Annotated in this window: 12 protein-coding genes; 1 reads left to right on the forward strand and 11 read right to left on the reverse strand. The window is 61.3% G+C overall.

Annotation, left to right across the window (positions count from 1 at the left end; translation table 11 throughout):
• Positions 1-121 precede the first annotated feature (121 nt).
• Positions 122-1741 (forward strand): methyl-accepting chemotaxis protein, encoded by a 1620-nt coding sequence (locus HX830_RS13085; RefSeq protein WP_177100595.1) that lies wholly within the window; start codon positions 122-124, stop codon positions 1739-1741.
• Positions 1742-1753: 12 nt separating this feature from the next.
• On the opposite strand, the gene HX830_RS13090 is transcribed toward HX830_RS13085, so the two are convergent.
• From HX830_RS13090 to HX830_RS13140, 11 genes are all read right to left on the reverse strand, one after another.
• Positions 1754-2557, reverse strand: a complete 804-nt coding sequence (locus HX830_RS13090) for an IclR family transcriptional regulator (RefSeq protein WP_103496636.1) — start codon at positions 2555-2557, stop codon at positions 1754-1756.
• Positions 2558-2644: 87 nt separating this feature from the next.
• Positions 2645-3742: an aldose epimerase family protein gene (locus HX830_RS13095; protein WP_177100597.1), complete on the reverse strand. Its 1098-nt coding sequence runs from the start codon at positions 3740-3742 to the stop codon at positions 2645-2647.
• 10 nt (positions 3743-3752) lie between these two features.
• On the reverse strand, positions 3753-4718 hold the full coding sequence (gene araH / locus HX830_RS13100) for an L-arabinose ABC transporter permease AraH (RefSeq protein ID WP_103496638.1): 966 nt from the start codon (positions 4716-4718) through the stop codon (positions 3753-3755).
• Positions 4719-4736: 18 nt separating this feature from the next.
• The gene (gene araG, locus HX830_RS13105; protein ID WP_177100599.1) at positions 4737-6251 is read right to left on the reverse strand and encodes an L-arabinose ABC transporter ATP-binding protein AraG; all 1515 of its coding nucleotides are present in this window, start codon (positions 6249-6251) and stop codon (positions 4737-4739) included.
• Between the two features lie 86 nt (positions 6252-6337).
• A complete protein-coding gene (locus HX830_RS13110; protein ID WP_177100601.1) occupies positions 6338-7339 on the reverse strand; it encodes a substrate-binding domain-containing protein in 1002 nt (333 codons plus the stop codon).
• 70 nt (positions 7340-7409) lie between these two features.
• Positions 7410-8228: an SDR family oxidoreductase gene (locus tag HX830_RS13115; RefSeq protein WP_177100603.1), complete on the reverse strand. Its 819-nt coding sequence runs from the start codon at positions 8226-8228 to the stop codon at positions 7410-7412.
• A gap of 26 nt (positions 8229-8254) precedes the next feature.
• Complete coding sequence (locus HX830_RS13120) at positions 8255-9145, reverse strand: SMP-30/gluconolactonase/LRE family protein (RefSeq protein ID WP_177100605.1); 891 nt, start codon at positions 9143-9145, stop codon at positions 8255-8257.
• A gap of 28 nt (positions 9146-9173) precedes the next feature.
• Positions 9174-10322, reverse strand: a complete 1149-nt coding sequence (gene dgoD, locus HX830_RS13125; RefSeq protein WP_103494860.1) for a galactonate dehydratase — start codon at positions 10320-10322, stop codon at positions 9174-9176.
• 48 nt (positions 10323-10370) lie between these two features.
• Positions 10371-10991, reverse strand: coding sequence for a 2-dehydro-3-deoxy-6-phosphogalactonate aldolase (locus HX830_RS13130; RefSeq protein ID WP_177100607.1), 621 nt, complete (start codon positions 10989-10991; stop codon positions 10371-10373).
• A gap of 31 nt (positions 10992-11022) precedes the next feature.
• Positions 11023-12000 (reverse strand): 2-dehydro-3-deoxygalactonokinase, encoded by a 978-nt coding sequence (locus HX830_RS13135; RefSeq protein ID WP_177100609.1) that lies wholly within the window; start codon positions 11998-12000, stop codon positions 11023-11025.
• 243 nt (positions 12001-12243) lie between these two features.
• Positions 12244-13242, reverse strand: coding sequence for a LacI family DNA-binding transcriptional regulator (locus tag HX830_RS13140; protein WP_152740358.1), 999 nt, complete (start codon positions 13240-13242; stop codon positions 12244-12246).
• Between the last annotated feature and the right edge of the window lie 50 nt (positions 13243-13292).

Consider the following 13292-nt stretch of genomic DNA (forward strand, 5'->3'; position numbering starts at 1 on the left):
AGTGCGCGCTGGCGGCTCCCCATTGAATGCTGACGCATACCTCGTTTTTTTCGGCTTCCTGGCCCACCTGTACTAGCCTCTTGGACAGCTCAAGCATTTTCCTGGAAACGAGGAAGCCCGTATGCGCCTTAGAAATCTCAATGTAGCCCCGCGCTCAGCGCTGTTTTTCGCCTTGATCATTGCCTTGGTTTTTATCCTCGGCGCAGTCGCGGTAGTGCAGATGGGCGGCCTGCGGGACTCGGAAAAAGATGTCGAAATCAATTGGATGCCCAGCGTCCGACAAACGGCATTGATGAGCCTTGGGGTGATGCGCCTGAGACTCGAAGTCCAGCGCAGCATTGCTGACCCCGAAGGTATTCAAAAGACGGCTGAAGCCTTCCCGGGCTTCCGAAAGGCTTTCATGGAGGCGGTGGCCAATTATGAGCCTCTGGTTGCGAGCGACCAGGAGCGCGCGCTTTATCTGAAGGTAAAGGCATCCGCCGAGGCGTACTCCAGGCAGTTGGACAGTCTCGAACCACTGATGAAACGCGCTGACTTGCCTGCGATAGCCAGCCTGAATGCGACAAGCATCCGGCCTATCACCACCTTGATGGAGGGGCAGATCAAAGACCTGACCGACATCAATAACGAGGGCGCGGCACTGGCGGGTCGAAATGCAGCCCATCTCTACTCCACGGGACTTTGGCTGGTTGTCGGTCTGATTGCAGGTGTAGTGATTCTGACTGTCGGGTTGGCAATAGTTCTGACCAGGAGCATCACCTCCCCCATCAGCGATGCCTTGTCCGTCGCCGAGCGTATCGCCAGTAGCGACCTGTCAAAGGAAGTACGGGTGAGCGGGACCGATGAAGCCGGACGACTGTTGAAGGCACTGGCGCAGATGCAGAAAAACCTTCGCAATACCATTGTGCAGATCTCCGAGTCCTCCACCCAACTGGCCTCCGCGGCCGAGGAAATGACAGCGGTCACCGAGGAGTCCAGCCGAGGCCTTGTTTCACAGAACGACGAAGTCAATCAAGCCGCTACGGCCGTCACCGAGATGAGTGCTGCGGTTGATGAGGTCGCGCGTAACGCGGAGTCAGCCTCCGAAGAGTCCAGGCGCACCCAGGGCTTTACCGAGGTTGGCCTGAAGCGGGTGGCTCAGACATTGAAATCCATTCAAAAGCTGAGCGGTAATGTTGAAAACACCAGCGAGCAGATTCAAGGTCTGTCAAATCAGGCCCAGGGTATCAATAAAGTCGTCGAGGTGATTCGGGCGATCGCGGAGCAGACCAACCTTCTGGCGTTGAACGCCGCCATTGAAGCCGCACGAGCCGGTGAACAAGGCCGTGGTTTTGCGGTGGTTGCCGACGAGGTCAGGGCTTTGGCCCACCGAACCCAGCAATCGACCCAAGAGATCGAGCAGATGATTGCGGCGATTCAGAACGATTCGGAGCACGCCGTGGAAGCCATGAATACCAGCAAAGCATTGGCAACCGAATCCCTTGGCGTGGCTCAAGAAGCCAGTAGCTCCCTGGATCAGATTGCCAGCGCCATGATTCAGATCAATGAACGTAATCTTCTGATCGCGACCGCTTCTGAAGAGCAGGCCCACGTGGCCCGTGAGGTCGATCGCAACCTGGTCAGTATCCGCGAGCTTGCCGCACAGAGCTCCGCAGGCGCCAGCCAAACGGCCAGTGCCTGCAATGAGATGTCAAAACTGGCGGTCAATCTCAATCAGTTGGTGAATCGCTTCGTGGTGTGAAAGGCGGACCACTCAGGATTTGGCACCCAGTTCCGCGGAAATCCGTGCGGCGGCGCTTTTGATCTGCGGGATCAACTCGGCCATTTTCTCCAGTGGCATATAGGGCACCGTACTGGCGATACTGATACCGGCAACGATTTTCCGGCTGGCATCCCGTATAGGCGCGGCCACACAACGGATCGACGGTTCGTTGTCTTCCAGGTCGAAGGCATAGCCCCCCGCCACATACTCCTGCATGCGCGCACGGAACTGCTCCCAGGTCTGTTCCACATGCTGGGGCCACAGGGCGTTCTTGCCGCCCACCGGCAGGCTGATCTGATACAGGCGCTGCCATTCTTCCGGCGAGCAATCGAGCATCAGCGCCTTGCCGATCCCGGTCCGCGCCAGCGGCATGCGATGGCCGACCCGCGAACGCATTTCCGGGCCATTGCGCCCCGGATTCTTGTGCAGATACAGCACGTCATCGTCTTCACGAATGGCCAGGTGGATGGTGTCGCCGGTCAGCGCCGACAATTCATCCAGGAATGGCGTAGCCAGGGTCACCAGCGGCAGGGCTTCGCGGGCCTGGAAACCCAGCTCGATCAGCTTCGGGCCCAACAGATAGCCGACTTGCGGCACCACCCGCAGATAGCGCTCGTCCACCAGGCAACTGGCCAGGCGATGGGTGGTGCTGCGCGTGGTCCCAATCAGCCGGGCAATCTCCTTGAGATCCCGGGCGCCGTTGGCCACCGCCTGCACCACGCCCAAGCCCCGGAGCAGCGTCTGGGTGCCGGTGGGTGCAGAGTCCTTGGCGTTTTTCAGGGTGTCGTCCAGCATATGCAGCCTTATAAAAGGGTCTACGAAAACGAAGGCCATTATGGCCGCTCACTGGCCCGCCTGCATGTCACTTTTCAGGCCTTCCGCTCACTGCGCCGAGAAGCGGATCACGGTGGTCTGGCGATAGACCTCCCCCGCCTCGATCCAGGCCCGGGGAAAACCGGGTTGGTTGATGCCATCGGGACAGTTCTGGGTCTCCAGGGCAAAACCGGCCCAACGCGGATAAGGCTTGCCCGCCTTGCCCTGGGCGCTGCCGTCGAAGGCATTGCAGGTATAGAACTGCACCCCGGGCTCGGTGGTGTGCAACTGCAACCTGCGACCGCTTTGGGGATCGTGGATATCGACAGCCAATCGGCTCAGATCACCCTCGGCATCCAGCCTCCAGTGATGATTGAAACCCTGCTGCGCCGCACCGCTGATGCGCAATTGCGGATGGTCATCGGTGATGTGCCGGCCAATCGGCGTGGCCTGGCGAAAGTCCATCGGCGTACCGGCCACAGGCGCCATCTCACCGCGGGGTATCAGTTGCTCCGTTACCGGCAGGTAATGGCTGGCATGGAGCGTCGCCACCTGCGAGAGGATATCGCCGTTACCCGCGCCGGCCAGGTTGAAGTAGGCATGCTGGGTCAGGTTGACCGCCGTCGGTGCATCGCTGACCGCCTGATACTCGATGCGCAGCTGGTTGTCATCGTCGAGGCTGTAGGTGACCTGGGTCCGCAGGTTGCCGGGAAAACCCATTTCGCCGTCGACGGACAGGTAACTGAGCTTCACACCCACCCAATCGCTGCCCTGGACGGGCTGCGCCTCCCAGACCTTCTTGTCGAAACCTTCGGGGCCGCCATGCAAGGCATTGGCGCCGTCATTGAGCGGTACCTGATAAATCCGCCCCGACAACTCGAACCGACCTCCCGCCAGCCGATTGGCGTAACGCCCGATCAGCGCGCCCAGGTACAAACGATGATGCCGCTGATAGCCCGCGATATCGTCGAAGCCCAGCACCACATCCTCGTAGCGGCCGTTTCTGTCCGCCACCAGCAGCGCCTGGAGAATGCCGCCGTAGGTCAGCACACTGGCCTGCATGCCGTGACGGTTGCCCAGCTGGTACTTGTGCACCGGCGTACCGTCCTCCAGATGACCGAAGAGACTTTCCCGGCAGCTCAATTCCGGCACTGGCGTACTGTTCATCCCCGCGCCCTCAGCGTTGCTTGAGGCGGTCGATGATCACCGCCCCGAGAAGAATCGAACCGCGAATGACGTACTGGTAGAAGGTGTCGATATTCTTCAGGTTCATCGCGTTCTCGATGATCGCCAGAATCAGCACGCCGGCAATCACATGGCGGATCAGCCCGATCCCGCCGCTCAGGGAAACCCCGCCGAGCACACAGGCGGATATCACCGTCAGCTCGAAACCCTGGCCGATCATCGGCTGGCCCGAGGTCATGCGCGAGGCCAGGATCACCCCGGCCAGCGCGCCGATCAGCCCATGCACGGCGAAGATGATGATCTTGGTCCGGTCCACGTTCACGCCGGCCAGCAGCGCGGCTTCCGGGTTACCGCCGATGGCCATGGTGTTGCGACCATAGGTGGTGTAGTTGAGCAACCAGCCGAAAAAGATGAAGCACAGCACGGTGATCAAAATCGGCACCGGCACACCGAACAGCTGGCCGTTGCCGAAGACGAAGAAGCCTTCGTCCATCACCCCGACGGCCTTGCCATTGGAGAAGATATAGGCCAGCCCGCGCACGATCTGCATGGTTGCCAGGGTGGTGATCAGTGCGTTGACCCGCAGCTTGGCGATCACGATCCCGTTGATCAGGCCCACGCACAGCCCCATGGCCAGCGCCGCCGAGACCCCGAAAAACACGCTGTCGGTATCACGAATGACAATCCCGGCCACCACCCCCGCACAGGCGATCACCGAACCGACCGACAGGTCGAAGTGCCCCGAGGCCAGGCAGAACAACATGGTGCAGGCGGCAATCCCCGTGGTGGAAATCGCCAGGCCCAGGCCGCGCATGTTCAGGGAGGACATGAAGTTATCGATAAACAGCGCGCAGAGCACAAAGATCCCGATGGCTGCGAGCAGCATCACCCAATCATCGAAGAACTTGCGCTGATTGAAGCCGAGCCAGAATGCGTGTGTATTTTTGACCTGTGACATAGACACCTCAATAGGTTTTCAGTCCCGCGAACGCGGGAGGGCCAGTTGCAACAGACTGGCTTCGTCGGCTTCGCTGCGTAACCGTTCACCGGTAATCGCGCCTTCGCTCATGACCAGGATGCGGTCGGAAATGCCCATGACCTCCATCAGGTCGCTGGACACCACGATCACCGCAATACCCTGCTCGGCGAGGTTGTAGATGATCTTGTAGATCTCGGCCTTGGCACCGATATCGATGCCGCGAGTCGGCTCATCGAGCAGCAGCACTTTCATCGGCATCGACAGCCAGCGCCCCAGGATCGCCTTCTGCTGGTTGCCACCGGACAGGTAGAGGATCGGTTGGCTGGCCGAAGGCGTACGGATATTCAGCGCGGCGATTTGCTGTTGGGCATTGTCCCGCTCCCAAGCGCCGCGGATCAGCCAGCCGAAGCCGGCGTGATGAGTCCGGGCGCTGATATTGATGTTCTCCGCCACACTGGCACGGGGCACGATGCCTTCCTTCTTGCGATCCTCCGGACACAGCAGCACCCCCGCCGCAATGGCATCACGCGGCGATTTGAACGCCACCGTCTGCTCATCCAGCACCAGTCGTCCAGCCTTGCTGCGGGACAGGCCGGCCAACAGCCGCAAGAGTTCGGTGCGCCCGGCGCCGACCAGGCCGAACAGCCCGAGTATCTCGCCCTTGTTCACGCTGAAACTCGCCGGTTCCAATACGCCCGGCCCGAGCAGGCCTTCGACCCGCAAGGCCTGGCCACCTTGCGGGCGAGGACGGTAGTCGTAGATGTCCTTGATATCGCGCCCGACCATGCTGCTGACCAGCCGGTCGATGCTCAGCTGTTGCATATCCTCGAAGGTGCAGACAAAACGGCCGTCCTTGAACACCGTCACCGCATCGCAGATGCGGAACACCTCTTCCATGCGATGGGAGACATACAGAATCACCCGCCCCTCATCCCGCAGCCGGGCAATAATCAGCATCAGCCGCTCGATCTCCCGCGCCGACAGGCTGCTGGTGGGTTCATCGAAGGCAATCACATGGGCATTACGCGACATGGCCTTGGCAATCTCGATCATTTGCCGCTGGCCCAGGGACAGGCTGCCCAACCGCGCATTGGGATCGATCTCGTCGGCCAGGCCCTTGAGCAGCTGGCGGGCGCTGCGCACCATTTCCCGGCGATTGACCATGCCCAGGCGCGAGGGCATGTGTCCCAGCAACAGGTTTTCGGCCACGGTCATTTCCGGCACCAGATGCAGTTCCTGGTGGATCACCGCGACGCCATGGGCAATGCTGTCGGCCGCCGACCTGAAACTCATGACCTGCTCGCCGATCTGCAGGTTGCCATTGTTGGGCGAATAGAACCCGCCGAGGATCTTCAACAGGGTCGACTTGCCCGCGCCGTTCTCGCCCATCAGCGCATGCACGCTGCCGGGCCGCGCCTCGAAACTGATCTGCGCCAGCGCCCGTACCCCGGGAAACTCCTTGCCGATGCCGTTGAAGCGCAGGCTCGCGGCCGCCTTCGAGTGTTCCAACATAACCTATCTCCCGCACCGGGCCGCGCACTGCGCAACCCACAGGGTGGACGTCAGGTGCAAGGTCCAGCCCTTGCGCCGAAGGCGTGTCATTTCCACAGCCCGATCTTGGTCAGCTCTTGCTGGAAGTTGGCGCGGGTAATCAAGGTCACGGTATCCAGGGCGGTGTACTTGGCCGGTTCCTTACCGGTGCTGACCCAGGTAAACATCTGGCTGGCGGTTTCATAACCCGAGGTATCGGGACTCAACAGCATCGAACCGTAGAAGCCGCTGTCGGCCTTCTTCAGCTCGCCGATGGCATCGGTGCCGTTGATGCCGACACCGATCACATTGGCCGCCTTGAAACCGGCGCTTTCGGTGGCCCGCACGCCGCCCAGCACGGCACTGTCGTTCATGCCGCCGACGATCAGGTTCTTCGCCGTGCCCGGCAGCTTGACCAGGGCCGAGTTGGTGGAGTCCATGCTGCCAGGGACATCGAGGGTTTTCTGCGCCGTGAAGAGGATATGGTCCGCCGGCAGGCCCGCGGCCTTGAGTGCGTCGACCGAACCGTCGGTGCGCTTCTTGCCGGTATCCAGTTCGTCGAAGGTGTTGATCACCGCGTAAGTGGCGCTCCAGTCCCAGCCGCGTTTTTTCGCTTCATCGGCCATCGCCGTGCCTTGCTTCTGGCCGATCTTGAACGCCGCCAGGCCGACATAAGGAACGTCTTCCATGGGCTTGCCGTGGGCATCGACAAAGCGGTCATCTACGGCCAGGACCTTGAGGTCGTTAATCTTGGCCTTGGCCATGATCGCCGGGCCCAGCGAGGTGTCCGGCGGGCAGATGACAAACCCCTTGGCGCCGCTGGCGGCCAGGGTGTCGATGGCCGCCAGGGTCTTCTCGCCATCGGGCACGGCGATCTTGATCACCGTGAAACCCTTGTCCTTGCCAGCCTTTTCGGCAAAGGCCCATTCGGTCTGGAACCAGGGCTCCTCGGCCTGTTTGACCAGAAAGCCGATCTTCACCTCTTCGGCCGAGACCCAACCGCTGAAACTGCTGGCGGCGACCAGCGCCGCGGCGCAGGTCAGAGAGCGGATGTTGCGCTGAATAAACATAAGTAACCCTCTTGTTGTTATTGGTTCGTTACGTACGGAAAGACTGCCCGGCCCAACGGCCGGCTGGGCGTTACTCGTGGTACAGCACTGAACGGCCGCCATCGATCATCAGGCAGGTGGCGTTGATAAACGGTGCCTCGTCGGTCGCCAGGAACAGCGCCGTCATGGCCACCTCGACCGGCTGGCCGATACGTCGTGGCGGGTGCAGGTCGAAGGCCCGTTGCCGTTCGGCGTGGGGGTCGTCGAAGCCGTTCCAGTAGTCGACATTGAGCTGGGTCTCGATATAGCCCGGGGCAATGGCGTTGACCCGAATGCCCTTGGGCGCGTACTCGATACCCAGCGCCCGTGTCAGCCCGAGCAGGCCATGCTTGGCCACCGGGTAGGGAAAGCAGCCCGGAATGATGTGGCTGGAATGGGTCGAGGCGATATTGATGATGTTGCCGATACCCTGCTCGATCATGTGCGGCAATACCGTGCGGCAACCGAACCAGGCGCCGTCCAGGTCGATGGCGAAGCAGCGGCGCCAATCCTCGTCGCTCATCTCCAGCGGGTCGCGAAACACATTCACGCCGGCACAGTTGACCAGTACATCAACGCGCCCGAACTTTTCAATGGCCAGGTCCACCAGGGAACGCCATTGTTCCTTGGAGGTAATGTCCACGGCCTGGGCATGGACCTGGGCGCCACGTTCACGCCAGCGGGCCGCCACACGCTCGACTTTCTCACCCTGGATATCGCCGATCACCAGCCGCGCCTGTTGTGCCTGGAAGCAGGCGACAATCGCCTCGCCGATCCCTTGGGCCGCCCCGGTCACCACCACCACTTTGTCTTTCAATCGGTCGCCGTAGGTGGGCTCCGGAACCTCGGGTAAAGACAGCGCTTCAGCCATTTCAAATACTCCTGTCAGTCAGATGTTCAGCCGGAAAAACGCTGGCAGGCCAAGCCTTTCACGCCAACGTCGGCCATCAATAACGCGCCGTCCAGAGCCCCATCTTTCCCTTCCCTGCTGCTCGCCGGCCGGGCGCTGGTGACGTAAAGCGTGGACAGATCGGGCCCGCCGAAAACACAGCTGGTGGGGTACTCGACGGGTAACTCAATGACCCGGTCGAGCGTGCCGTCGGGGGCATAGCGAATCAGGCAATGACCGCCCCAGCGGGCATTCCAGACATAGCCCTGGCTGTCCATGGCCGAACCGTCCGGCACACCACGGCTGGATGGTTGGCCCCAGGGGCTGCGCGCGCCCAGCAAACCATCGACCTCGATGGCATAACGATAGAGTTGGCCATCAAGGCTATCGGCGCAGTAGAGCTGCGTGCCCGTGGCGTCCCAGAGCAAGGTGTTGACGATGCCCTGCCCCTCCAGCAAAGGAGTGACGCGAGCATCCGGATCGACCCGGAACAAGCCGCCTGAACGCCGAGTGATCGGCAAGTCGCTGCCATCGGCGGCCAGGTTGTTTTGCATGCTGCCCAGCCACAGTCTTCCCTGCGCATCGCAACGGGCCTCGTTCGCACGGTTGCCGCTCACCGGGTCGGCCACGCAGAACAGGCTCAGGACCGGCTGCTGCGACGGCGAGTCGAGATCAAGGCGATAAACGCCACTGGCCAGGGTCACCAAGGCATCACCGCGCTCGCACGGGATGAATGCCGACACGGCTTCGGGCAACTGCCACTGCTGGTAGTGCCCGCCACTCAGGCGGCAGGCCAGCCGAGCGGCGATATCCACCCAGTACAGGGCCTGGGTCGGACCGTCCCAGAACGGGCCTTCCGACAACATGAAGCGCTGTTCGCTCACCGCTTGCCATTGCATGACTAATCCTCCTGTCTGATCCATGGCCTTACCACTCGGCAAAGCTGCCGTCGGCATGGCGCCAGATCGGGTTGCGCCAGCGGTGGCCGATGGCCGCACGTTCGATGACGTACTCCTCGTTGATCTCGATACCCAGGCCCGGGCCGTTGGGGATCTTTACGAAGCCCTTGTCGTAATCGAACACCCGCGGATCCTTGACGTAGTCCAGCAGGTCGTTGCTTTCGTTGTAATGGATGCCCAGGCTCTGTTCCTGGATAAACGCGTTGTAGCAAACCGCGTCCAGCTGCAGGCACGCCGCCAGCGCGATCGGACCCAGCGGGCAATGCAGCGCCAGGGCCACGTCATAGGCTTCGGCCATATTGGCGATCTTGCGGGTTTCGGTGATGCCGCCGGCATGGGAAGCATCCGGCTGGATGATGTCGACATAACCTTCGCTGAGCACCCGCTTGAAATCCCAACGGGAAAACAGGCGCTCACCCAGGGCAATTGGCGTGCTGGTCAGCGGCGCCAGTTCTTTGAGGGCTTCGTAGTTTTCGCTGAGCACCGGCTCTTCGATAAACATCAGCTTGTAGGCGTCGAGCTCCTTCATCAGCACCTTGGCCATGGGTTTGTGGACCCGGCCATGGAAGTCCACGCCGATACCGACATTCGGCCCCACCGCATCGCGCACGGCGGCGACGTTGGCCAGCGCCAGGTCGACTTTTTCGAAACTGTCGACGAACTGCAGTTCTTCAGTACCGTTCATTTTGACGGCGGTGAAACCCCGCTCGACGGCCTCCCGGGCAGCCCGGGCGGTGTCGGCCGGACGGTCGCCACCGATCCACGAATACACCCGGATCTTGTCGCGAACCTGCCCGCCCAGCAGATCGCTGACCGAGACCCCGAGCGCCTTGCCCTTGATGTCCCAGAGCGCCTGGTCGATCCCGGCCAGGGCGCTCATATGCACCGCGCCACCCCGGTAGAAACCGCCGCGATAGAGCACGGTCCAGATATCTTCGATATTGCGCGGGTCCTTGCCGATCAGATAGTCCGACAGCTCATCCACGGCCGCCGCGACGGTATGGGCGCGGCCTTCGACCACGGGCTCGCCCCAGCCGGTCACGCCCTCGTCGGTTTCGACCTTGAGGAACAGCCAGCGTGGTGGAACGATAAAGGTGGTCAGTCTGGTGATTTTCATCGTGTTGTCTCTCTTGTTCAGAGGCAGCGCCCACGGCGCCGGAAAGTCTTAACGCAATGCGTTCCAGGCCTGCACATAAGCCTTGGCGCGGACAGCCACTTCGTCAGGTGTCAGGCCCGGCTTGAACAGCCCGGAACCGAGGCCGAAACCGCTGACGCCCGCCTCGACAAACACCCGCATATTGTCCGGTGTGATCCCGCCGACCGGGATCAGCAAGGTTCCTGCCGGCAACACCGCCAGCCAGGCCTTGACCACCGCCGGGCCCATTTGCTCGGACGGGAACATCTTCAGGACATCGGCGCCTTCGGCCAGCGCGGCAAAGGCTTCGGTCGGCGTGGCGACACCCGGCGACAGGTACAGGCCCGCCGCCTTGGCCGCGCGCAAGACCTTGGGGTCACTGTGGGGCATGACGATCACCTGGCCGCCGGCCGCCTTCACTTGCCCGACCTGTTCCGGGGTCAGCACCGTACCGGCGCCGATCAGGCAATCGGCAGGCAACAGGCTGCGCAGGATGCGAATACTTTCGTAGGGTTCAGGCGAATTGAGGGGCACTTCAATAACGCGAAAACCGGCCTGGTAAAGCACCTCGCCGATGGCCGCCGCCTCTTGCGGACGCAGGCCGCGAAGGATCGCGATCAGCCCGTTTTTCGCCAGTGCTTGCTTGAGCATGTCAGACCTCCTGGTAGTTGAACGCGGACGCTCAGCCGAGCAGCCCGGCTGCTTCGGCCAGGTGCCATAAACCGCGCTCGGTGGCCTGTTTGGCCAGGCTCACCGGGGCAAAGCCGCAGGCATCGAGCGCCCGGCTGTAGCGGGCACAAAGTTGGGAATTGCCGATAAGAATGATCGCGGGCAAGTGGCTGCTGTCGCGTCGGCGACGCTGTACGTCGGCGAGGGCCACGAGTTCATGACCGATCAACAAACCCGACAGGTAGTCGACTTGCTCGGTGGCACTCAGCTCGCCGGTCAGGCCAAGGCTGCGGGCACTGAACAAGGTCGAAAGCGGGCCGATCTCGCCGTCAGTGGACAATGCCACCTGTACGCCGCGATCAAACGCCAGGCCATCAAAGGTCGCACCGCGTTGTTGAGTACGACCCAGAATGCTGTGTTCGCCGAGGATGGCGAACAGTTCGCCGGTCATGAAGGTGTCGAAATGCACGATGCAACCCTCGGCCACTTCGACCCATTTCGAATGGCTGCCGGGCAAGCCGATCAGCAGATTGTCGCCAGCACCCGTCGGCAGGCTTTGCAGGACACCGAGGACCTGGGTCTCTTCGCCGCGCATCACATTCGGCAGCGGTGAGCGCTGGATGACGCCGGGCACGATATGCACCTCGACGCCGCGCAGGCTGCGCAGGGTTTGCAAGGACGTACCGAGGTTGGCGACATTCGCCGGGGTGTCGCAGTAAGCGGCTTCGCGCCAGCCCTGGGCGCTGCCGACCATGCCACAGGCGATCACTGGCAGCTCGGGCTGCGCCTCCAGCCAGTCACCGCAGGCATCGTCGAACGCCAATTCGAAACCATCGGTGCACATCTGGCCGGCGATCATCCGCGGCCCACTGGGCAACTGCATGATCCCCGACGACAGCGAGCGCTGTTCGAGCACCTGGCCGTCAGCAGCGAGTTTGTAAGCCCGAAGGGAGGTGGTCCCCCAATCGAGCGCGATCAATTGCGCCTGCATCGCTTCACCTGAATTTATTTTTGGACAGTGAGTGCGTAGAGCTGATGCGGCGACTATAGACCCTGGCTTAAACAAATCTCAATATATATTTATTCATCCCATATATAGGGATATTTGTTTTTAATTGAACGAACTTGACCAACCACTGCTTGGTGCCGTGGCTGGTCAGCTTTCCGAGGGTTTATGAGTGATCGCAGGATTGCGCGCTGGGCTGGAAATATGGCGTTTCGTAGATGAGCGTCGTCACCAGGACTCACGCTCGACGAGCGGGCATGCAACCCTGTGAGTCGAAGGGTCGTCCCGGCCTTGAATCACATGCTCGGCGGCACGGCGCCCCATCTCGTAGTACGGTAGTTGCACGGTACTCAGCGGCGGATAGAACAACTCGGCCACCCCGATCATGTTGTCGTAGCCAAGGACCGCCACATCCTCTGGAATACGCAGGCCACGGCTGAGCAGGTATTGATAGGCGACCAGCGCAATCCGGTCGTTACCACAGATAAGCAGGTCAAACGCCGGCTTGCTATCCGGGCCGCGCAATTGCAGCTCCAGCGCGACCATTGTTTCCTGATAGGCATCATCGGTCGACAGGTTGTATTGGGGAATATCGTCGACCGACAGGCGGACCTCGGCGAGGGCGCGAACCAACCCGCGCTGACGCCACTCCCAGGCCAGGCTGCTTTGCGGCAGGCTGATGCACAGCGGACGCCGGTAGCCTCGCTTCAATGCGTTTTTTACCGCCAGATACTGACCCTCTTCATCGTCCGGTATGTAGCACGCAACGCCAGCTTGCGAACTGATGCAGTTGCTCAGTACCAGAGGCAGGCTGCGCAATACCTGGGGGATTTCGACCGTGCGTAACTGCATGGCGCTGAAGATGATTCCGTCGGGCTGATGCGACAGCATCAGATCGATGGTTTGCTGGTTCGGCGGCGCTTCGAACACGTTGAGGATGAAAACGTTCCAGCCGTTTTCCCGTGCCGTGCGCTCCATTGAAAGGAGCATTTCCACGGCGAAGGGCGTTGTCGCGGTATCAAGCGCGAAGACGCCAATGGTCTTGCCACTGGAGTGACCACCACGGATCTTGCGAGCTGAAAGGCTGGGCACATAACCCAGGGTCTCAATCGCTTGACGAACCTTCGCCAGGGTTTCCTGGTTCAGTTTTTCCGGGGTGTTGAGTGCCCTGGAAACGGTCATGAAGGAAACCCCCGCCAGCCGTGCGACATCTTTAACTGAAGCCATTCGCGGGTGCCATTGCTTGTCTGGCCGGGCATCATGTCATGCTTGGTAAA

The organism is Pseudomonas gingeri (assembly GCF_013385425.1).
GTDB classification, from domain to species: domain Bacteria; phylum Pseudomonadota; class Gammaproteobacteria; order Pseudomonadales; family Pseudomonadaceae; genus Aquipseudomonas; species Aquipseudomonas gingeri_D.